This is a genomic window from Citrobacter sp. 506 (assembly GCF_050434985.1).
In the GTDB taxonomy this organism is placed as follows: domain Bacteria; phylum Pseudomonadota; class Gammaproteobacteria; order Enterobacterales; family Enterobacteriaceae; genus Citrobacter; species Citrobacter braakii.
Window position 1 is genome coordinate 17,598 of the sequence record NZ_JBNDJN010000001.1, and the last position, 20,675, is coordinate 38,272.

At 53.2% G+C, this 20,675-nt stretch carries 25 protein-coding genes; 6 read left to right on the forward strand and 19 right to left on the reverse strand.

The window, feature by feature from the left end:
- Nucleotides 1-7: 7 nt before the first annotated feature.
- The 6 genes from phsB (at nt 8) to ABIE10_RS00115 (ending at nt 4,971) form a co-directional block, all read left to right on the forward strand.
- On the forward strand, nt 8-586 hold the full coding sequence (gene phsB, locus ABIE10_RS00090; protein ID WP_016153548.1) for a thiosulfate reductase electron transport protein PhsB: 579 nt from the start codon (nt 8-10) through the stop codon (nt 584-586).
- A complete protein-coding gene (gene phsC / locus ABIE10_RS00095) occupies nt 583-1,350 on the forward strand; it encodes a thiosulfate reductase cytochrome B subunit (protein ID WP_032319018.1) in 768 nt (255 codons plus the stop codon). The genes phsB and phsC overlap by 4 nt, the downstream gene beginning before the upstream one ends.
- Before the next feature lie 138 nt (nt 1,351-1,488).
- Complete coding sequence (dacD, locus tag ABIE10_RS00100) at nt 1,489-2,661, forward strand: serine-type D-Ala-D-Ala carboxypeptidase DacD (protein WP_019077106.1); 1,173 nt, start codon at nt 1,489-1,491, stop codon at nt 2,659-2,661.
- A 123-nt stretch (nt 2,662-2,784) separates the two neighbouring features.
- Nucleotides 2,785-3,252 (forward strand): DNA gyrase inhibitor SbmC, encoded by a 468-nt coding sequence (sbmC, locus tag ABIE10_RS00105; protein WP_235117110.1) that lies wholly within the window; start codon nt 2,785-2,787, stop codon nt 3,250-3,252.
- 86 nt (nt 3,253-3,338) lie between these two features.
- A complete protein-coding gene (locus ABIE10_RS00110) occupies nt 3,339-4,397 on the forward strand; it encodes an FUSC family protein (protein WP_016156885.1) in 1,059 nt (352 codons plus the stop codon).
- Between the two features lie 238 nt (nt 4,398-4,635).
- Nucleotides 4,636-4,971 (forward strand): DUF496 family protein, encoded by a 336-nt coding sequence (locus tag ABIE10_RS00115; RefSeq protein WP_003834176.1) that lies wholly within the window; start codon nt 4,636-4,638, stop codon nt 4,969-4,971.
- Between the two features lie 40 nt (nt 4,972-5,011).
- Here ABIE10_RS00115 and ABIE10_RS00120 read toward each other — a convergent pair whose 3' ends face one another.
- The 19 genes from ABIE10_RS00120 to pduC form a co-directional block, all read right to left on the reverse strand.
- Complete coding sequence (locus tag ABIE10_RS00120) at nt 5,012-5,878, reverse strand: L-threonine kinase (RefSeq protein WP_429154274.1); 867 nt, start codon at nt 5,876-5,878, stop codon at nt 5,012-5,014.
- A gap of 92 nt (nt 5,879-5,970) precedes the next feature.
- Entirely contained in the window at nt 5,971-7,185 is a 1,215-nt protein-coding gene (locus ABIE10_RS00125) for an acetate/propionate family kinase (RefSeq protein ID WP_279265675.1), read from the reverse strand.
- Complete coding sequence (pduV, locus tag ABIE10_RS00130) at nt 7,170-7,622, reverse strand: propanediol utilization protein PduV (RefSeq protein ID WP_046275682.1); 453 nt, start codon at nt 7,620-7,622, stop codon at nt 7,170-7,172. The genes ABIE10_RS00125 and pduV overlap by 16 nt, the downstream gene beginning before the upstream one ends.
- Before the next feature lie 4 nt (nt 7,623-7,626).
- Nucleotides 7,627-7,977 carry a propanediol utilization microcompartment protein PduU gene (pduU, locus tag ABIE10_RS00135; RefSeq protein ID WP_016156881.1) on the reverse strand — a complete coding sequence of 117 codons (351 nt, stop codon included), beginning with the start codon at nt 7,975-7,977 and terminating at the stop codon, nt 7,627-7,629.
- The gene (pduT, locus tag ABIE10_RS00140; RefSeq protein WP_279265676.1) at nt 7,977-8,531 is read right to left on the reverse strand and encodes a propanediol utilization microcompartment protein PduT; all 555 of its coding nucleotides are present in this window, start codon (nt 8,529-8,531) and stop codon (nt 7,977-7,979) included. Before pduT ends, pduU begins: the two co-directional genes overlap by 1 nt.
- A 2-nt stretch (nt 8,532-8,533) precedes the next feature.
- Nucleotides 8,534-9,889: a cobalamin reductase PduS gene (gene pduS / locus ABIE10_RS00145; protein WP_047499008.1), complete on the reverse strand. Its 1,356-nt coding sequence runs from the start codon at nt 9,887-9,889 to the stop codon at nt 8,534-8,536.
- Nucleotides 9,886-10,998 (reverse strand): 1-propanol dehydrogenase PduQ, encoded by a 1,113-nt coding sequence (locus ABIE10_RS00150; RefSeq protein ID WP_016156879.1) that lies wholly within the window; start codon nt 10,996-10,998, stop codon nt 9,886-9,888. The genes pduS and ABIE10_RS00150 overlap by 4 nt, the downstream gene beginning before the upstream one ends.
- Nucleotides 10,999-11,008: 10 nt before the next feature.
- Nucleotides 11,009-12,394, reverse strand: a complete 1,386-nt coding sequence (gene pduP / locus ABIE10_RS00155; protein WP_047415486.1) for a CoA-acylating propionaldehyde dehydrogenase PduP — start codon at nt 12,392-12,394, stop codon at nt 11,009-11,011.
- On the reverse strand, nt 12,391-13,398 hold the full coding sequence (gene pduO / locus ABIE10_RS00160; RefSeq protein ID WP_049281918.1) for a two-domain cob(I)yrinic acid a,c-diamide adenosyltransferase PduO: 1,008 nt from the start codon (nt 13,396-13,398) through the stop codon (nt 12,391-12,393). Before pduO ends, pduP begins: the two co-directional genes overlap by 4 nt.
- Nucleotides 13,399-13,406: 8 nt before the next feature.
- The gene (locus ABIE10_RS00165) at nt 13,407-13,682 is read right to left on the reverse strand and encodes a EutN/CcmL family microcompartment protein (protein WP_003030211.1); all 276 of its coding nucleotides are present in this window, start codon (nt 13,680-13,682) and stop codon (nt 13,407-13,409) included.
- A gap of 3 nt (nt 13,683-13,685) precedes the next feature.
- Nucleotides 13,686-14,177, reverse strand: a complete 492-nt coding sequence (pduM, locus tag ABIE10_RS00170; protein WP_016156875.1) for a microcompartment protein PduM — start codon at nt 14,175-14,177, stop codon at nt 13,686-13,688.
- Entirely contained in the window at nt 14,174-14,806 is a 633-nt protein-coding gene (locus ABIE10_RS00175) for a phosphate propanoyltransferase (protein WP_016153533.1), read from the reverse strand. The genes pduM and ABIE10_RS00175 overlap by 4 nt, the downstream gene beginning before the upstream one ends.
- Nucleotides 14,806-15,270, reverse strand: a complete 465-nt coding sequence (locus tag ABIE10_RS00180) for a BMC domain-containing protein (RefSeq protein ID WP_049281917.1) — start codon at nt 15,268-15,270, stop codon at nt 14,806-14,808. The genes ABIE10_RS00175 and ABIE10_RS00180 overlap by 1 nt, the downstream gene beginning before the upstream one ends.
- Before the next feature lie 24 nt (nt 15,271-15,294).
- On the reverse strand, nt 15,295-15,570 hold the full coding sequence (pduJ, locus tag ABIE10_RS00185; RefSeq protein WP_001057752.1) for a propanediol utilization microcompartment protein PduJ: 276 nt from the start codon (nt 15,568-15,570) through the stop codon (nt 15,295-15,297).
- A gap of 19 nt (nt 15,571-15,589) precedes the next feature.
- Nucleotides 15,590-15,940 carry a glycerol dehydratase reactivase beta/small subunit family protein gene (locus ABIE10_RS00190; RefSeq protein ID WP_200051474.1) on the reverse strand — a complete coding sequence of 117 codons (351 nt, stop codon included), beginning with the start codon at nt 15,938-15,940 and terminating at the stop codon, nt 15,590-15,592.
- A complete protein-coding gene (locus ABIE10_RS00195) occupies nt 15,930-17,762 on the reverse strand; it encodes a diol dehydratase reactivase subunit alpha (RefSeq protein WP_019077098.1) in 1,833 nt (610 codons plus the stop codon). The genes ABIE10_RS00190 and ABIE10_RS00195 overlap by 11 nt, the downstream gene beginning before the upstream one ends.
- A 15-nt stretch (nt 17,763-17,777) precedes the next feature.
- Nucleotides 17,778-18,296 (reverse strand): propanediol dehydratase small subunit PduE, encoded by a 519-nt coding sequence (gene pduE, locus ABIE10_RS00200; RefSeq protein ID WP_049040279.1) that lies wholly within the window; start codon nt 18,294-18,296, stop codon nt 17,778-17,780.
- 14 nt (nt 18,297-18,310) lie between these two features.
- On the reverse strand, nt 18,311-18,985 hold the full coding sequence (gene pduD / locus ABIE10_RS00205) for a propanediol dehydratase medium subunit PduD (protein WP_003844241.1): 675 nt from the start codon (nt 18,983-18,985) through the stop codon (nt 18,311-18,313).
- 10 nt (nt 18,986-18,995) lie between these two features.
- Entirely contained in the window at nt 18,996-20,660 is a 1,665-nt protein-coding gene (gene pduC, locus ABIE10_RS00210; protein ID WP_003030249.1) for a propanediol dehydratase large subunit PduC, read from the reverse strand.
- Nucleotides 20,661-20,675: the final 15 nt, after the last annotated feature.

A 20,675-nucleotide genomic window follows, 5' to 3' on the forward strand; every position in this document is an offset into this window, starting at 1 on the left:
GAACATCATGAATCAATCAACAAACCCTTATGTCATGCTGCATGACGAGAAACGCTGTATTGGCTGTCAGGCGTGTACGGTTGCCTGCAAGGTACTGAATGACGTGCCGGAGGGATTTAGTCGCCTACAAGTGCAGATCCGTTCACCCGAACATGAACCTGAGGTGCTGTCCCACTTCCAGTTTGTTCGCGTTTCCTGTCAGCATTGTGAAGATGCGCCGTGCGTCAGCGTCTGTCCTACCGGTGCTTCATTTCGTGACGAAAATGGCATTGTACAAGTGGATAAGTCTCGCTGTATTGGTTGTGACTACTGCGTCGCCGCTTGCCCGTTCCATGTCCGCTACCTCAACCCACAAACGGGGATTGCCGACAAATGTAACTTCTGCGCCGATACTCGCCTGGAGGTCGGACAATCGCCAGCCTGCGTTTCCGTTTGTCCGACGGATGCGCTGAAATTTGGTCGTCGCGATGACCCGGAAATTCAGCACTGGATTAATCAAAAAGAGGTTTATCGCCAGCAGGATACGCGTAGCGGCCCGGTAAGTGTCTATCGGCGTAAAGAGATCCATCAGGAGGGTAATGTATGAATTCTATCTGGGGAGCAGAGCTTAACTATGCGCCGGACTACTGGCCGCTGTGGCTCATTTATGCAGGCGTTATTATTGTGCTGATGATTGCGGGCCTGGTCACGCACGCGCTGTTACGTCGGATGCTGGCGCCCAAAACGGCAACCGGGGAAGAGCATCGGGACTACCTTTATTCGCTGGCGGTCCGCCGCTGGCACTGGGGTAATGCGCTGCTCTTTATCCTGCTTCTGCTAAGCGGCCTGTTTGGGCACTTTTCTGTCGGACCGGTGGCCTTAATGGTGCAGGTACATACCTGGTGTGGCTTCGCATTGCTGGCCTTCTGGATTGGCTTTGTGTTAATAAACGCAACCAGCGGCAACGGCTGCCATTATCGCGTGAAATTTAGCGGGTTGATATCACGCTGCCTGCTGCAAACACGCTTTTATCTGTATGGCATTATGAAAGGTGAGCCGCACCCGTTTGCCGCAACGGCAGAGGACAAATTTAACCCGCTGCAACAGCTGGCCTACCTGGCCATCATGTACGCACTGGTTCCACTACTGATCATCACCGGGTTGCTATGTCTCTACCCACAGGTGGTAGGGGCTGGGCCGGTGATGCTGGTGCTGCATATGGCGTTAGCGATTGTGGGCTTACTGTTCATCTGCGCGCATATTTACCTGTGCACGCTGGGTGACACGCCAGGGCAAATTTTTCGCAGTATGATCGATGGTTATCACCGCCATCGCAGTCATCACGCAGAGACCGCGCCGCGTAAAGGGTAGTTCCGGCGAGATTTGTCTCTGAAACCCTTTCCTGATAGCAAGAAAATGTGCCTTATGTCACATTTTCTTGCAATTTATCCATGTTTGTTCGACAGAACTTCCGTAAAAAGAACGGCTATTTCTCCCTTTCCTGAGGACATGCTGTTGAAACGCCGTTTGTTTATTGCCGCTTCACTATTAACGATGAGTTTTTCGCCCGCCTACGCGAGCGATGCCGTGAGCTTCGCCCCACAACCTCCTGCGATTACTGCCGGGGCATGGGTGTTAATGGATTACACCACGGGCCAAATCCTGACAGCCGGTAATGAACACCAGCAGCGCAATCCTGCCAGCCTGACGAAACTGATGACTGGCTATGTTGTCGATCGCGCAATTGACAGCAAGCGTATTAGTCCGACAGATATTGTGACCGTCGGGCGCGATGCATGGGCAAAAGATAATCCGGTATTTGTCGGTTCATCCTTGATGTTCCTGAAAGAAGGGGATCGCGTTTCGGTACGCGACCTCAGCCGTGGGTTAATTGTTGATTCCGGTAATGATGCCTGCGTGGCACTGGCGGATTACATCGCCGGAGGGCAGCCGCAGTTTGTCGCGATGATGAACAACTATGCGCAAAAACTGAACCTGCAGGACACCCATTTTGAAACGGTACATGGTCTGGATGCGCCGGGTCAGCATAGCTCCGCGTACGACCTGGCCGTGCTGTCTCGCGCTATCATCCACGGGGAACCGGATTTCTACCATATGTACAGTGAGAAAAGCCTTACCTGGAACGGCATCACACAGCAAAACCGTAACGGTTTGTTGTGGGATAAAACCATGAACGTAGATGGCCTGAAGACAGGGCATACGTCCGGAGCCGGGTTTAACCTGATTGCTTCCGCCGTCGATGGTCAGCGCCGCCTGATTGCGGTGGTGATGGGCGCGGAGAGTGCGAAAGGGCGCGAAGATCAGGCGCGTAAACTGCTGCAATGGGGGCAACACAACTTCGATACAGTGCAGGTTTTGCGTAGCGGTAAGCAGGTTGGCACTGAACGGATCTGGTATGGCGATAAAGAAAAAATCAGCCTCGGAACCGAGCAGGATTTCTGGATGGCCCTGCCTAAAGCAGAAGTCCCTAACATCAAAGCAAAATATGTCCTTGATAAGAAAGAGCTGGTTGCTCCCATCGCTGCGCATCAACGTGTGGGGGAAATTGAACTCTACGATCGGGATAAGCTGGTGGCGCATTGGCCTCTGGTTACGCTGGAATCCGTCGGCGAAGGCGGCGTTTTCTCGCGCCTGAGCGATTATTTCCACCACAAGGCGTAGTTTTTCCTGATGCGTCTGACTGGCAAGAGTGCGAATCTGCTCACATAATAATCACTATTTCCTTGTGGCCGACATAGCCAGAAATTACACTGTATATAAATACAGTGTAACAGTGGAGGTTGTATGGAGTACGAGATAAAGCTGGTCGATAAACGCATGATTGCCGGTTTCCATATGGTTGGACCGTGGGAACAAACGGTGAAGCAGGGGTTTGAGCAATTAATGAAGTGGGTCGACGGTAAACAGATTGTGCCGTTGGAATGGATTGCTGTTTATTACGACAACCCTGATGTTGTTCCTGCGGAAAAACTGCGCTGTGATACCGTGGTTTCTGTGCCTCAAGGTTTTGAAATCCCGGAAAACAGCGAAGGGGTGATCCTCACCGAACTGGCGGGTGGCGACTATGCTGTCGCCGTTGCGCGCGTTGAGAATCACGATTTTGCGACGCCTTGGTATCAGTTCTTCGAGCGCCTGTTGCAGGATACGACTTATGCGATAGCCGCTAAACCCTGCTTTGAAGTTTATATGAACAATGGCATGGAGGACGGTTACTGGGACATTGAAATGTACGTGCCAGTGCAGACGAAGTAACTGTTTGGGGTGTAAATCAGGATGATCTTTTCACGCTAAAAACAGGTACAATTCGCTTCTTTGCTATTCCCTGACGGAGTGCATGAGTGCGTGCAGACAAATCGCTGAGTCCTTTTGAAATTCGTTTGTATCGTCATTATCGTGTGGTGCATGGTATTCGCATTGCGCTGGCGTTTCTCCTTACTTTTCTGTTGGTACGCCTGTTAAACATTCCCGAAGGTACATGGCCTCTGATCACGCTGGTGGTGATTATGGGGCCAATATCTTTTTGGGGTAACGTTGTTCCCAGGGCCTTTGAACGTATAGGTGGCACGATCCTGGGCTCGGTCCTGGGACTGGTTGCCCTGCGTCTGGAACTCTTCTCGCTGCCGTTAATGCTGATATGGTGCGCGGTAGCGATGTTTCTCTGCGGCTGGCTGGCGCTGGGTAAAAGGCCGTATCAGGCGCTGCTGATTGGCATAACGCTTGCCGTGGTCGTGGGTGCGCCTGCCGGAGATATGAACACCGCGTTATGGCGCGGTGGTGATGTTATTCTGGGGTCGTTACTGGCGATGCTGTTTACCGGCATCTGGCCGCAGCGGGCATTTATACACTGGCGTATCCAACTGGCGCATTGTGTCACGGGGTACAATCGGGTGTATCAGGCCGCGCTATCCCCCAATCTGCTCGAGCAACCGCGGCTGGAAAAACATTTACAACAACTGTTGAGCGACGTTGTCAAAATGCGTGGGCTCATCGCTCCTGCCAGCAAGGAAACCCGCATTCAAAAATCGATCTTTGAGGCTATTCAGACGGTGAATCGCAATCTGGTCTGCATGCTCGAGCTGCAAATTAATGCGCTGTGGGCCAGCCGTACCAGCCACTTTGTCATGTTGAATGCGCATACGCTGCGTGAAACTCAGCTCAGGACCCAGCAGGCACTACTGACAATAACCCACGCCTTGTATGAAGGTAATCCGCAGCCGGTGCTTGCCAATACGGAAAAGCTCAATGACACCGTAGCAGAGCTGCGTCAGCTTATTGCTGAGCATAAAGGCGATAATGTCGCAGAAACGCCCATTCACGGCTACGTTTGGTTGAACATGGAGATGGCTCGACAACTGGAGTTACTTTCACATTTAATCTGTCGCGCACTGCGCAAATAAAGAGCAGATGAGGGGATTGGTTCTACTGCTGCTTCGATTCAGCAAAGATTAGAGGTATGATACTGAAAAAGGCTAAAACCATTGGTAACTGCAATGGCTTTACCCTCGATAACTCAGGTTTCAACCATGCATTGTCGATGCAGATGCAACTTGAAGTATGGCGGGCATGAAAGTAATGTTGACCCACTTTAGCCGTTGTTTTAACGAATCCGAATCTCACATTATCAGGGGTGTAAAAATGGAAACTACCAAGCCTTCTTTCCAGGACGTGCTGGAATTTGTTCGTCTGTTCCGTCGTAAAAACAAACTGCAACGTGAAATCCAGGACGTTGAGAAAAAGATCCGTGACAACCAGAAACGCGTTCTGCTGTTGGACAACCTGAGCGATTACATCAAGCCTGGTATGAGCGTGGAAGCGATTCAGGGCATCATTGCCAGCATGAAAAGCGATTATGAAGATCGTGTTGATGACTACATCATCAAAAACGCAGAGATCTCTAAAGAACGCCGCGATATCTCTAAAAAGCTGAAAGCCATGGGCGAAGTGAAAAACGGCGAAGCGAAAGCCGAGTAACGATTTTATGCTTGTCCGGGTCGCTGCCGCGCGGCGACCCTTATTGCAGTTCGACCCCGCCCGTCACCATGCGTAACAAATGCTGTTCCGGCCAGTGAATCGTAAGTTTTTTCTGCGTCAACATCCATTTAATGTAATCCACATCATGACGATTTCTGTCCAGCATCAGTCCGACTACGCTGCCGCTGTGCGCGACGTTGACGCCGTATAAATCACATTCTTCCACCAGCGCTAATAGTGAATCAAAATCCGGCTTTGGTAACAGCAATTGGCTGGCGATTGCGCTAAGCGTAGCCGCTTCTCCCAACCGGTAAGGATTTTGGCTAATACAGGCTTCCTGTACTTTTTCCCATGCCCGTTGGAGGGCCGCAGCTCCCGCCTGCAAGCCGAAATGACGTGGAATACGGTGATAATCCGCGGTACGCAATGTTTCAGGGCTTTCGAGAACCAGCAGATCGAGTTGAGGCTGAGCTTCACAACCAATTTGCGTGGAAGCGTTGTTATGATCGAAAAGGGTTAGCTTACGAAAAACGGTGCTGTCGGTTGGCTCCAGAGAAACGCAAAGCTGTGCCAGTGTTGGCTCGTCCAGTTGATGGCCCAGATAATGCGCTGCGGCGATGGCCGTGGCGGCAATATCCGCAGTGCTGCTGGCCATTCCTTTCGCGATAGGAATGGTTGACTGAACATCTATCCGGATATCCTGACTGAGATGCGCCGGGTACTGCCAGTGCTGTAATAACCTGTTAACCATTGCCCGAGAAAGTGGACGTTCATCTGTCAGCGGTGAGCCTGAAGTGACCTCAACGGTGCTATACCATTCGACCGGGCAGGAGACCAGTTTCTCACTCCCCAGAATCCAGCCCTGGATAAGTTCTCCGCACGATGCGGGACATTGCGCAACAGCCACGTCTTCACCTTTGTGTTCAGCAATCCTCGGCGCATAGTGTCATGGCGATCGCGCTATTACCATGATTTGCCGCAATTTGCGGTTCGGCAATATCAGGCGGGAATGCCCAATGTCACAGTTTCTGATATCGCTAAACGCATAACGTCCTGGGCTATCATCAGCTCTTCATTGGTATTAATCACCGCCACTTTAACCACCGCATTTTCCGTCTGAATAAAGGTGGCGTTACGCTGATTTTTTTCTTCATCAACGGCCAGACCTAAGAAATTCAGGTTGTGGCAAATCGCGGCGCGAGCCCGCGCTGAATTTTCACCAATTCCCCCGGTAAACACCAGCGCATCCAGACCGCCCATCTGCATAATATAGCTGCCAATAGTGGCGCGAATCCGCTCGGCAAAAAGCGTCAACGCCAGTGCTGCCTGGTGATTGCCCGTATTTGCGGCATGTTCAACATCCCGGTAGTCGGGTGAAACACCAGAAACTCCGAGTAATCCGGACTCATTGTTGAGCAATTGGTTGAGCTGCTGCGGGGTTTTGCCTTCACGCAGGGCAATCCACGGCAGAATGGATGGATCAATATCGCCACTTCGCGTGCCCATCATTACGCCAGACTGCGGCGTAAAACCCATGGAGGTATTTACCGAGTGTCCGCCTTTGATAGCGCAGATGCTGCTGCCGTTGCCCAGATGACAACAAACAACCCGCAGGGCGCTGAGCGGCACGCCCAGCTTTTCAGCAAGCTGAGCGCTGACATACTTGTGGCTGGTACCATGAAAACCATAACGACGAATACCCAGCTCTGAGTAGTAGCGCCAGGGCAGGGGATAGATGAAAGAAGGCTCATCAAGGGTCTGATGAAAAGCCGTGTCAAAAACCGCAACAGCCGGCGTTTTCGGCAGTAGCTGGCGAAATACCGCAATCCCCAACGCATTAACCGGGTTATGAAGCGGTGCCAGTTCCGCAAGGCGTTCGATTTCCGCCAGTGTTTCATCGGTTACCCGCGCGGAATCTTTGAAGGATTCTCCACCGTGTGCGACGCGATGGCCTACGCCGTCGATCTCTTCAAGACTGCTGATAATATTGTGACTGAGCAGTTTTTCCAGTAGCAGCGTTACTGCTTCACGGTGATCGGCTACGGGCAACGTCTCCTGCCATTTTTGCGCTGGTGTTTTTAGGGTGACTTGCGCATCAGACATACCGATACGCTCGATCAGTCCCTGGCAAATCATTTCACCCTGCGGCATCGCCAGAAGCTGAAACTTAAGCGAGGAACTGCCTGCATTAATGGCCATTATTTTGTGAGACATGAAGGTTCCTTTGCATTCAGAAAAATGAACATCTCATCGACCCCGGTATTCTCCAGCGCGCTGGTGACAAATACTTGTTGCGCGCCAGCCTGAACTAGCCAACTCTCCACGAGAGAAATACGCTGCGGGCTGGCTAAATCGGCTTTGGTGACGAGGCCGATAACGGGTCGGTTCATCGGACCAGTAAAACCTGGAGAAAAAGGTGACCACGGCGCGTCAGCATTGAGAACCAGCGCGATGATGTCTGCTTCACAGGCGCTGGCCAGCAGCGCGCTGTACAGGCAGCGGTTTTCGAGATATTCACCCGGTGTGTCTATCGTTGTGGGAGACCAGACAATGGCCTGGGTCTTCTGATAGTGAAGCGCCTCTCCCCGCATGCACTGCGTGAGTGACGTTTTACCGCACTGGCTGGGGCCAATTAGCATTATGCGTTTCATGAGATTATGTCCGGGTGATGGGACAGGCGGTAAAACGCATCATTTCGCCCAGCGTCCGGGTTACCTGTTTCAGCGCGTACTCTACGGCGGAAACATCGCCCGTCAGTACCACAGCGCCGGTAAAACGGTCGAGAAAACCAATCTCTACCGCCCCGGATTTCGTGGCGATATCACAGGCGATGATTGAGGCTTCGCTGGGGGTAATCGTCAGAATACCGATTGCGGAAACCGACTCTGGTAATCCCAGTTTCTTGAATAAATCTTTACCCGGATTAGCGATAAGATGCGCCAGCGTAACCTGCTTGCCAGGAACATATTCCTGAATCATACGATCCGTGGTGGGTTGTCTTTCCATTATCCCTCCACCATCTGTCGCCACATGCTTTCATGCGGACGAGGGATGACCGAACGGTAAACCAACAGACCTTTTTCACCTGCACTTTCACTGGCAACTGTCACTGCGTTATTCACATCAGACACATCGCCAGCGACAACCATGTAGCACTTGCCGCCAATACCAAATGCCATATGGACGCGTACCAGCGTGACATTGGAGGCTTTAACCGCACGGTCGGCGGCGCAGATGCAGGCCGCAACGCTCCATGTTTCAACAATGCCCACGGCCTGATGCTTATCCACGCTGTTAAGTCCACTGATCGCAGGAAGTACGCTGGCGTGAATGTTGGGTAGTACCAGACTATCAACGAGCATATCGCCAGCAAGAGAAGTTCCGGTGGCGATCGCCTGTTGTACTGCGCCTACGTCACCACCGAGCATGAGCAGAAATTTACCCGGGCAGATGGTCTTGCTGACCAGTAAATTCACATTCGCGCTTTTTAACATGGCATCGCCAGCTTCCATTCCTTTGGCAATGCTGGTGAGTTCTAAAATCCCTATAGCCTGAGACATGATTAACCTCTTATTACCGTGATGGATTGCTCAGTAATTTCGCTGACAATACCGTCAATACTGGCGTGGACAGGTGCGCCTAATGCACCGGACGGCACATCGGCAACGCATTGACCGCGAACAACGTGTTCGCCCTGCAGTACACATGGGATGGCGCTGGCACCAATATGCTGGCGTAGCAACAGCGTCGTTTTATCTGTGGGATAATCAGTCTCAGCCAGTGGCGCATCGTGATACCAGTCGCTAAGGCCCAGTTTGGTAATAAGGCGCTTCACCGGAATAAGCCGATACTTCGCCATTTCATCCTCAGGATTTAACGGCCCTTCATAACGATGGTTGAGCGCCCGTAGCTCGCGTTTAAGCATGCGGTTAATTCGCATCGGTGAAATCCCAACCGGACAGGCTACGCTTTCACATACATTGCATTCTGAACAGGTCAGGGCCGTGAGCAGTAACTGCGGAGTGGCCGCCTGCTGATAATTAACCGCGCGAACCAGCAGGTGCGGCGATAATTCATGACCGATCAAATGTCTTGGGCACAAATCCGTACACAAACGACACTGCTCGCAAACGGTTTTTGCGACGGAAAGCACGGTGCGTTCATCCTGCATCCGCCGCTGAATCAACGCATGAGACTTTGGTAAAACCAGCAGTCCCCCGGTGGTCTTGCTGACTGGGGTATCCAGTGAGGTAATCAGGCCGCCCATCATCGGACCACCGTTAATAAAACCGGGATCGTCAACGGTAGCACCACCGGCCAGCGCCAGAACCTCACGTAAAGACATTCCGATAGGGACGGTAAGAGTGATTGGTCTGGCGACCGCGCCATTAACGGTCAGGGTACGGCGCGTAACCGGGTATTGCTGCTCAACGGCTCTGGCGATGTTGAGTACAGTCTGGACGTTATTGACCACCACGCCGACGCTGACCGGCAACGCGGCAGGCGGAACTCTCCGGCCCGTCGCCATCCAGATGGTCAAAACCTCGTCACCAGCCGGGTAGACATCAGGCAAAATATGTAAGCGGATCCCGGCAGGCAGAAGGGGCGTTAACGCATTGATAGCCTTTTGATATTTCTCTTTGAGCGCAATAATACCGGCCCTGGCCCCGGTAGCCGTCATGGCATATTGAACGCCGCGGATAAGTCGCTCAGCCTGAACGGCCATCAATTGCTGGTCAACTTTCAGCATCGGCTCACATTCTGCCGCATTGACCAGAAACGTATCGACCTGCGCCTGTAATTTTACGTGAGCTGGAAAGCCTGCGCCTCCGGCCCCGACAACACCCGCTGCGCGAACGCGTTCGCGAATTGTCTGCGCATCATAAAGCGTGGACTCTGCCGTCATGGCTGTCTTCATAATAATTCCTCAAGCAGTTCCTGCATGGCGCTGGCGTCGGCAACACGAGGATTGGTTTGCAGCGTGACATCAGCCAGCGCGGCCTGAACCATCGACGGTATACGTTGTGACCAGGCTTGCTTTCCGTCTTTAAGCGCGTCAGCAAAAGAAGGTAACGCACACTGTTTTTTGAGTAGCTCTATATGACGAATTAGCGCATTCAGTGCCGCCGTATCGTTCGCGTTATCCGGGCATAGGTGGCAGGCTTTAGCGAAACGGGCGTAGCGCTTCGCGGCCCGCGGATCGCGGGCATTAAAATGAATGACATGGGTCAGCAGCAGCGCATTGGCAAGTCCGTGGGGCAGATGAAACTGGCCGCCCAACTGATGGGCAATCGCATGATTGATACCCAGACCAGCCTGACTGAATGCCATTCCCGCGAGCGTTGACGCGTTGTGCATTTTTCCTCTGGTTGCCAGGCAGTCGCCTTTGCTGACGGCGACAGGCAGGTACTGGAAGACAATTTGTGCCGCTTTTTCAGCCAGCGCATCGGTGAAGTCGCTGGCTTTCGTGGATACATAAGCCTCCAGCGCATGCGTTAATACGTCCATGCCGGTATTCGCGGTTATGGCTGGTGGAACGCTGACGACCAGCGTCGGATCAAGGATGGCCATGTCCGGATAAAGCGCATTATTAAATAATGGATACTTAATGCCTTTATCCGGATCGCTAATCACGCAGGCGCTGGTCACCTCCGATCCCGTGCCGCTGGTGGTGGGAATTGCAACGCAGGTTTCAATCTCAATACCGAACTGTCGGCTGAACCAGACGATGGCTTTTGCGGCGTCCAGTGCAGATCCACCGCCAAAACCAATGACGACGTCCGGTCGTAGGGACTGCATTTGCGCAATCCCTTGTACTACCGTGCTAATGGTGGGATCGGGGGTGATATCGCTGAAAATGCTGATGCGGTTATCCGCTGGCAGCGCGTCGCGCAGCTTTTCAATCAGGGGAGAACGCGCGAGAAAACCATCGCAGATAATCCAGATATGCTTATTCGTGAAGCGCTTAAGCACATCCAGGCTTCCCTGGCCGCTGTATAATCGAGTTTGCAGTGAAAAGCTTTTCATAACGGCCCCATTAGCGAATAGAAAAACCGTTTGTCAGCACGCAACGACGAGAGCGTGCGAAAGTGCGCGCAGATGTCGTTCCTTCACCGGTCGGCGTTGCGATGGTGAAGGTGGTAAAGCCTTCACCACCAACGCCAATCCCAGCATAAGAGGGGCCATTTTTCACAAAAATGGAGGTCTGAAGCGTGCGCGCGGCAAGGTTCAGACGTGACACATTTTGCGAATGCATAATGGCGGTGTGATGCAATCCCTCTTCAACCTTCAGGGCCAACGTTAACGCGCTGTCAAAATCGCTCACCGTTACGATGGGGAGCATTGGCATCAGTTGCTCGCTGGTAACCCATGGGTCGTCAGCCTTGACGATACCTATCAGTAATCGAGGTGCTTTTGCCGGAACCGGTATTCCCGCGGCTTCCAGTAAGGTTGCCGGGCTTTTCCCTACCAGTTGTTTATTGGCTATTCCTTCTGGCAGACAAACTGCGCGCAGTTTGTCTATCTCTTCGCTATTGAGTCGCATCGCGCCAAAAGACTGCATTTGTTGAACCAGTCGTTCGGCAACGGCATCAACAACAATCAGGCTCTTCTCAGCAATGCAGGGGAGGTTGTAATCAAAGGATGCGCCATTGATGATATCTTCCGCCGCCTTAACCAGGTCGGCTGTTTCATCAACAATGCAGGGAGGATTGCCTGCGCCTGCGCCAATGACTTTTTTCCCGCTTTTCATGCCCATAGCAACAATGCCTGGACCACCGGTAATCGCCAGAACTGCGATTTTAGGGTGCGCCATCATCTGCTGGGTAGCCTCAAAAGTGGGTTCTGTGACCGTGACGACAAGATTCCGAATCCCGCAGCAGCGAAAAGCAATATCTTCAATCATGGTAATCAGCTTCAGTGAGACCGCTTTTGCACCTGGATGTGGGCTAAAATAAACGCTATTTCCCGCAGCCAGCATACTGATGCTGTTGTTAATAATGGTTTCCGTCGGGTTGGTACTGGGGGCGACGGAACCAATCACCCCAAAGGGTGAATACTCGAATAACACCATGCCGCCGTCGCCGGTAAGCGCCGTGGTGGTGAGATCTTCGATACCCGGGGTATTGTCCAACGCAGCTTTATTTTTAAGGAACTTATCCTCTTTGTTGCCCATTCCCGTTTCGGCAGCGCTTTCAGCAGCCAATGAAGCAAGGTGAGGCGTCAGTTCTTCTCGCAGGGCGTTAATGATGGCGCTGCGGGTTTTCAATGGACATTGCTGATAACGCAGAAAAGCCTGATGAGCGGCATCGATCGCTTCGCTAACGGACGGAAAAATTCCATTACCCTTAACTTCTGCTTTTGCCGGTGCAAGTTGCTCACTCAAAATGTTACGAATAAGGGTTTCAAGTTCTGAAGTGTTCATTGATGTATTCTCATGTTAATTGCCGCAATGGCCGTTTCTGCAATGTCCATATCCTGCTCAACGCTTCCCCCGCTGATGCCAAGACCCCCAAGGAGTAACCCCTCACGCCATAATGCGTACCCGCCACCGAAGGTGACGACTTTTCCCTGCATATGGCTTTCCAGACCGTAAAGCGCGGCGCCTGGCTGCACTGCCGATGTCAGCTCATGCGTGGCGGTTTTCATTGCCACGGCGGTCCAGGCTTTTTTCGGTGCCAGTTCGCTACTGACGAGTAATGCGTCAGGCATGCGCCAGGTCACCGTTTGGGTCCCGTTCGCATCAACAATGCTGATGACGACCGGAACCTGAAGTTCTTCTGCTCTCGTTACCGCAGTGCGAGTGAGTTGGTGGAGCTCCTGAAAAGACAGAGACATAGCCGGCTCCCTGGTGGCTGATGTACGGATGGCTGCGAGATAACGCTCCGCCACTTTCTGAATAATGTTGTTTTGATGGGCGTCATGATCTTCTGCTCGTGCAAGCGCATATAAGCAGTCGGACAGGCGATTGATATAACGCATCAGCACGTGTCTGACGGAAATCTCGGTGGAGAGTTCGACCAGTCGCCTCTCTGCGCGGCGGGCCAGCGTGCGGGCAAAGTGCAGACGGCTGGCGGCTTCGCTGCGGCCAGGTAAAATAAAGCTGCGTAGGGAGGGGACTCTTCCCATCGCTGTATCGATAGCGGCCTCCAGCGCGGCAATTTCTTCTGAGCTGATGTAGCGCTGCTCTGGCGCTGGCTGTTCGCTTTCGCTTGCCAGCTCGGCGCTGAACCAAAAAAGCTGCAGTTGAATGTTTTCGAGTAACTGGCGGTGCTGCGGGTTTTTCGCTGCGCAAACACACAGGCTAAGCGCCGCATTAAGTTCGTCCAGCGTACCGTAAGCCTCGACGCGCGGGTGCGTTTTGCTCACGCGTTGCCCGGTAAAGAGGGCCGTTGTGCCGGCATCGCCAGTGCGGGTATAAATCGCCATAGTTCCTCCTAACGAGAAAGCGTGTCGACAATGCCGACGATAGCCAGATCGATGGCCTCATTAGGGCCGGAAAAAACGTGTCTGGCGCTGGAGCCACTGCTGAGTAATACCAGTTCTCCAGTTCCAGCGCCGACAGAATCAACCGCGACTTCATCTCCACTCACAGGGGACGCGGGAAGTTCTCCGTCCGCACTCACCCGACGTACCAGCAACAGTTTCTTCCCCACCAGTGATGGAGATTTTTGCGTGGAAACCACAACGCCTGTAACCCGTGCCAGATGCATAGCTCACTCCTGCTTAATTAATTGGACATTTCGCGTACCGACGGCGTCCTGAGCCAGAGCCGTCACGACACATCGACGACGTAGCACCAGAACGCCCCCCTTCAGTTGGGCGACGTCGGCATAGCTGAGAAGTTTGTCAGGATGCAAAACGATGATTCGCCCCAGCTCGTCACTGAACTCCAGAGGCAGACGCGCGAGTTTTCTAACGGGGATTGCGGGTAACAATCGGTGTTGTAGTGAAATTTTCACGCGGACTCCGCATGCCAGCGCTTCGTGGATCGTTACCACCGATATGTTGTCCGCGCAGCCCTCGGCAATTTGCTCCAGCAATGGCAGGTCCGCCTGCAGGAGGTGGAGCGATGAGTACTGGCAGCACAATGTCCGTGGTTCGATTTCCCGTAACTGCGCGACGCTAAGCGAGAGCGTGCTTTCCGCGCGTTTTTTTAATCGGGAAACAACCTCCTCGATAATGCGTTGCAGCAGTTCGTTGTTCATCGCGGGCTCACCAGTGTGGCAAATGCCTGCGGATTATCTGCGCCCGCAGCATTGGCTTCGTCGGTATCGATATGCATCTCAAGGCGCATATCCGGCGAAACGCGTACGGCGACGTTATCGAAAATCAGTCGACGTTCATCGCCATTAATGGCAACAGAGACTTTATCGCCATGGGAAACGCGCAGGATTAGGGCATCGAGCGGCGACATATGGATATGGCGTTGGGCGACGATTACCCCGGATGCTAAGTCCAGTTCAGCAAATGGACTGATAAGGCGAACGCCTGGCGTGCCCTCGATACTGCCTGACATCCGTAGTGGAGCAGCAATTCCCAACGTACGAGCGTCGGTACGAGAAATTTCGACCTGACTGGTGCTACGCAGTGGGCCGAGTAAGCGCACATTTTTTAACTGACCTTTTGGTCCCACCAGCGTGACGGTCTGGTCTGCTGCATATTGTCCGGGCTGCAGCAGCTCTTTTTTCTCACTAATAGGGTGATTGGGAAACAAGCGGTCGTAATCTTCAGCGCATAGATGAATATGACGATTAGAGATCCCTAGCGGAATAGGGCGCTCACGCATTTCATCCAAAACTTTGGTGACCGTTGTCTCCAGTTGCTGTTTATCCATCACGCTTCACCTCGTTTGCCTGAGTGCAGACAAAGAGAGCGCGGCTCGCCTTTTTGACGGGGGCAGGCAGGGTCAAGACACAGATTGCAGCTAATCAACTCTGCATCTTGCGGCACTTCGGGCGCTGCATGGTCCTCAGTCATCTCTTCATGTAGTACGACCGGTGTCGGGGCGGGCGCTGGCTCAGACTCCGGGATGACGCTATGTGACAGAATGCCATCCCCTGGTCTGGATATGACTTTGTGAGCCACCAGTCCATCTCGCTGGTCAGCGAAACTGACACCGGTGGAAATGGCCGCCTGGACGGAGGCCACATCCCCGATTATCTTGATCACCATCCAGCCTGAACCGTTGGTTTTTTCGAGGCCCACCAGCGTGATGGAGGCGGCTTTCGCCATGACGTCCGCGCAACTGATGGCTAATGCCAGACCACTAACTTCAAGTAATCCCAGTGATTGCTTCACGCTGTGCTCCTTGGTTGCAACGACTTATGCGGATTTAGGTAAAATGGCTTCAACGTCGCTGTGCGGACGTGGGATAACGTGGCAGGATTTCACCTCGCCAACGGCGCTTGCTGCAGCGCTTCCTGCATCTACGGCAGCTTTCACTGCGCCGACATCGCCGCGAACCATAACGGTGATCAGGCCTGAGCCGATTTTTTCGTAACCAACCAACTGCACGTTTGCGGATTTCACCATGGCATCAGCGGCTTCAATAGCGCCGACGAGCCCTTTTGTTTCAACCAGTCCCAGTGCGTTATTCATACTGCTTTTCTCCTGTGGGTTATGAGTGGCATTCCCGAAACGGAATGCCTTTAACCAGCCGCGCAGCGTTATTACCAATGCTGCGTTTGGCGTAGTTATCTTGTTGATATGTCAGCGTAAATAGTGGCGCTGATGTGGGTAAGTTTTTATAGTGCACGACCAGTTTTTCGCGACTGCAGCCAATGCCAACCAGCAGCGGCGATTGGCAAGCCGCCAGCCATGCGTTGTGGATAACGTCAGTTGACGGGCTCTCCTGAATCACAAAGGGGATCCCTTCTTCTTCAATACCCAGCAGCACATCACTCCAGACGTCAGTGCATCCAGCAGTGGCGAAGATAACGATGGCTGGCGTGGTGAGATTACTTTCCATGAGCGAATGCCTTGTACCAGGAGAGAATCAGCCCTGTCGCGACCGCGTTGCGCGGACCTTCGGTGCCACGAATGTTGCCGCGCCCGGCAACCAGGCGATAGTGTGCCAGCGCATCGGTGACCAGTTGCGGAACTTCAAAGTCCAGGGATGAGCCGCCAACCAGCACCACAAAAGGAATATCCCGAATGTTCCCGGTCGGACTCACCTGACGTAGCGCTCTGAGTGCGTTGGTGACGAAAACGCGTTCCTTAGCGCTGCGGCGAATGGCCCGGACTTTCTCCAGCGCCAGTTCGCCTGGCAGTGGCACCAGTTCATCGGGTTTTACTACGCATACGCGGGCAAAAACCGTTGGCGGGAGAGGTGTAGGGAAGAACTGGACGCTGCCATCTTCGTGGCGAAGATGGAACAAGCTCTCGACTTTCGCCAGCGGGTACTTTTTGATCTCTTCAGCGAGATAACGGTCTTCCAGCCCCAGTTCACGGGCAATAATCATCGTGACCATATCGCCCGCACCCGCCAGGTGCGTGGCAATAATTTCGCCTTTCGGGTTGATGATGGAGGCGTCGGTCGATCCTGCACCGAGGTCCAGAATAGCCAGTGGCCGCGTCGTGCCGGGGGTGGTTAAGGCCCCCAGAATGGCAGCTTCGGCTTCGGCGCCGCCAACCTGGACGTCAATGTTGAGCTTTTGCGTGATTTCCTGAGCAATCATCGCCATTTGCAGGCGGTCTGATTTCACCATGGAAGCAATGCCGACAGCCTGTTCCAGTGAGAACTCACCGGCTAGCCCGCCGGTCACGCTGACGGGAACCGAGGTATCGACTGCCAGCAGGTCCTGAATAAAAATTTCGTGGCTGGGTTTGTTGGTTAATTCAGCCATTGTCTGGCGCACATGCTCCAGCATGCCGCCAATATTGGTGCCAGCCTCTCCGGTGACGTTATCCAGTTTTGGGCATTCACCAACCGCTTTCATAATCGCTTCAGCGCCAGCTGCAACGTCGACCCGTACGGTACGACCCTGCGACTGTAGCTCCAGATTTCCGGCAGGAATGGCTCGTGCTTTCACATCACCTGATGGCGTTTTCACGACCACGGCAGAACGGTTGCCAATCAGCGCCCGCGCCATCGGGACAATGTTTTTAGTCTCGTCGGCGTTGAGGCCAAAAACGGTCGCAATCCCGTAAGGGTTAGAAAGCGTTTCAATGACTTTTCCTGGAATCGCGACCTCAATGGCTGCCAGCATACCTAACGGGATGCGGTCGATATGAAGAACTTCATCGACGATAGGCAAGGGGTGAGTCAGACGATTACTGACCAATACGCCATCGTCCTGCTGCAAAATAACGCCAGTTAACTGGTATCCGGCGCGGACGGAGGCATTAATCATCGTGGCGACATCGGCGAAATCAAATGCCGATGACACCACCAGAATATAGGGCGTATCCGCCGGACGGCTGAGCAGGTCTTCCGGCGTAATAGTGACGCCAACGCCTAATCCGACGCCGCCCGGCGTTTTAGGGTTATGGCCGATCATGGTGGATTCAGTGATGATGGTTTCGGTTATCGTTTCCATCGCTACGTCGCCAATGACCGGGGTGGCTTCGTTAATACGGATGAGCGAAATATCGCTGACATTGATACCGGCGTTTTTTGCTGCCAGCGAAAGTGCCTCCTGAATACCAAACACATTACGTAATGTGCCTTTAATTCCGGTGGTTTCTGCCAGCGCGCTGCCGGTGATGCTCAGTGCGCCAGACTCATCGAGGGTAGCCAGAGCGACTTCCGTTGATGAGTTGCCTATGTCAATGCCAGCTATATATCGCATGATCCTGTCCCTGAGTTAGTCGTCGCCTTTGAGTTTTTTACGCTCAACGTACAGCGCTGCCGCTTCACGAACGAAAGCTGCACAGATCTTTGCCTGATAACGATTTTCGAGATCGTCAGCGATAGCCATCAGCTCGTCTTTCGTTGAGCGGTATGGGCGCAGCGCGTTGTAGATCTCAAGAATGCGATCGTCAGGTACAGCGGTTAGCTCAGCGGCGCGCTCGAAGTTCATCGCCAGTCTGTCACGTCCGGCATCTTTGGCGATTTCCGCCTGAAGGCGCAGCGTTTCAGGGGTGATGCGCATGTCCTGCGCCGTCACTTTGTTGCTCAGAACATTTTCGAGCGTGAAGTCATCCAGAGTTTTGTTGGTTGCGGTTTTTACCCACTCAGGATGTTTATTCGCGAGAGGGTAATCCGTGACTTTCGCGGTATGTGCTGATGAACTCGCCGCGACCGGCGTCGCGGGCTCGCCTTGCAGGCTGTTCATCCGGCTCAGCACATCCCGAACCATCGATTCAATTGCGTCGGTATTCATGGAGTTATCCTTTATCAAAGCGCCACGCGCAGTTCCTGCGGGTTTTTGCCCGTCACGACGTATTTGGTCTCTTTAATGTGCAGAATGGCCGATTTCGCCTGGTACTTAGGACGAGCCATCTGGTCATTCAGAGTAGGGACCGGTTGCGGAGATTCACGCTTGGCATAACGCGCGGCGTTTTTACCGATCTGACGATAGGTTTCCAGCGTCAGAAGTGGTGCCTGAGGGAACAGCTCCAGGTTAGAAAGCGGCGGTAACCCCTGCTGGTGGATTACCGTGGTGCCTTTTGACTGGATGCCGATAGAGATCCCGGAACCGCTCAGACGGTTACCTTCCACGGCGACAAATGCCACATCGGAGGATTTAAAGCAGCGGATAACGCGCGCTTTAATGCCTTCTTCTTCAATACCCGCAATCACTTCGCGCAAGATGTTCTTATGCGGGATCCCTACGATATTGACGGTTTGCGACAGTCCAAACGCGGGACCTACGGCAATAATCACTTCGTCCTGCTGCTGGCCTTGTTTGGCTTCGCCAATCTCGGTCAGAAAGCTGTCGCCCTGCGCCGCTGCAGCCTGTGGCGCGCTAGCCGCTGTCGATGCGCGGAATGAGACAGGTTTGTCGCTGGTTTGCATTTCAGACAGTACGTCTTCAATTATCTGGCGCAGCAGCTTTTCATTGATTTCCATTTTTCACCCCTTAGCCAAGCTCGTTGGGATCAAGTGCGCCAGGGATGTTTTTGATCTCTTCCCAGCGTTCGCCTTGTAGGCGATAACCTGTTGCCGGACCGGCATAGTCATTGACGTCATTTACTGCGGATAGCACCTGTCCGTCGCCAACGATAATGGCGGAGGTATGCAGATAATCCCCGGTTAACTTGGCTTTCTGGATGTTGAGCATGTCCTGAGCGACATCGGTAAACCCGCCCTGAGCAAGGGCTTTCACCACTTCCAGACCGTTACGGTTTTTATTGATGATCTCTTGCGCAAACTTGATATCTTCAACGATGTTTCGCTCCGGCATATCTTTCGAACCGTGGGCGTAAGTCGCCGCTTCCACTTCTTCATCAGTGATTGGCGGTAATCCCATCCCGGCAAAGACGGCCTGCAGTGCACGTGCCGCTTTATTACGAATGGCGATAACGTCTTCTTCACGAACCGGACGCAGACCCCCATCTACCTTGAGGTCTCGCTGGAGAACGTTGTAGTCGTCAAAATCTTCGGCATCCTCGTTCGAGCCCGCAAACATGTTGTCGTAGTTCGGCACAGCGGAATAACCGGAAGAAATGAAGTCAGTACCCGGCAGGAACTGCATCAGCAGGCGGGCAGTACGACGCATATCCGAGTGGGTAAAGGTTTGGTCGTTGCTGGAGGCACACTCCAGATCCAGGGAGGAACAGATCAGGTTTTCAGCTAACACCGCACGAATGCCTGACGGCACAGCGGAAGGCACGCCGATGCAGCTTACTGAACCATTTTGTAAACCCTGTACGCCAGCGGCTTTGGTGATGTAAATACAGCGGGCTTCGAGGTAAAGCATCGATTTCCCTTCGGCGTAACCCATCTGAACTTCTGAGCCAGAACCGGAGGTAAAGCGCATTTTCAGACCGCGTGAGGCGTAGGAAGAGGCGAGGAAGCCTTTCGACCATGGCGTGTCATCGCCGTCGGTAAAGACGGGTTCAGTACCATAGACAGAGATGGTTTCCGCGTAACAGGTGTGGCCTAACATACCGAGTTTAAGTTCGGTCGCCTCTTCCAGCGAGCACTGGGTTAATACGCCAGGGCGCCCAACCTGTGAGCCGACTAACAGCGCAATGGCGTTAAAGGGTGCATAACGCGCAACGGCAACCGTCGTTTCTTGTTCGTCAAATCCGCGCCAGGCGCCTTCAGCCGCATCAGCGGCAATCTGCACCGGATTATCTTTAACGTTAGTGACGTGTGCCTGCTGAGACGGTGTACGACGAGCACGCATTTTCTGCATGGCCATCATCATCTCAACGACGTTCATATGGGACACCACTTCGACAATTTTTGCCGGGGTCATTGCGGTGGTCAGCGGCACAATGTCTTTGCGCTTCACGTTAGGGTCGCAAAGCATATTGGCAAGTTTTACTGAGTCCATCGCCATGACTTCTTCAGCGCGCGCCAGGTTAATGCCATAGCGGGCAATGAAATGGTCAATTAAGTCAAATTCACTGGCGGATTTGCCGTCCAGTTCTGTGACTGTACCGTTGACGATTTTAATCGACGGTTTAGGGTCGTTCGGGCTTTCCATCGCAATGAAGCCTTCTTCGATCCACTCCTTAACGAAGCCATCCTGATTCACAGGGCGCTTCGCCAGTGCTTCAAATCTTTTCGATCTCATGAATCAGCCTCACTG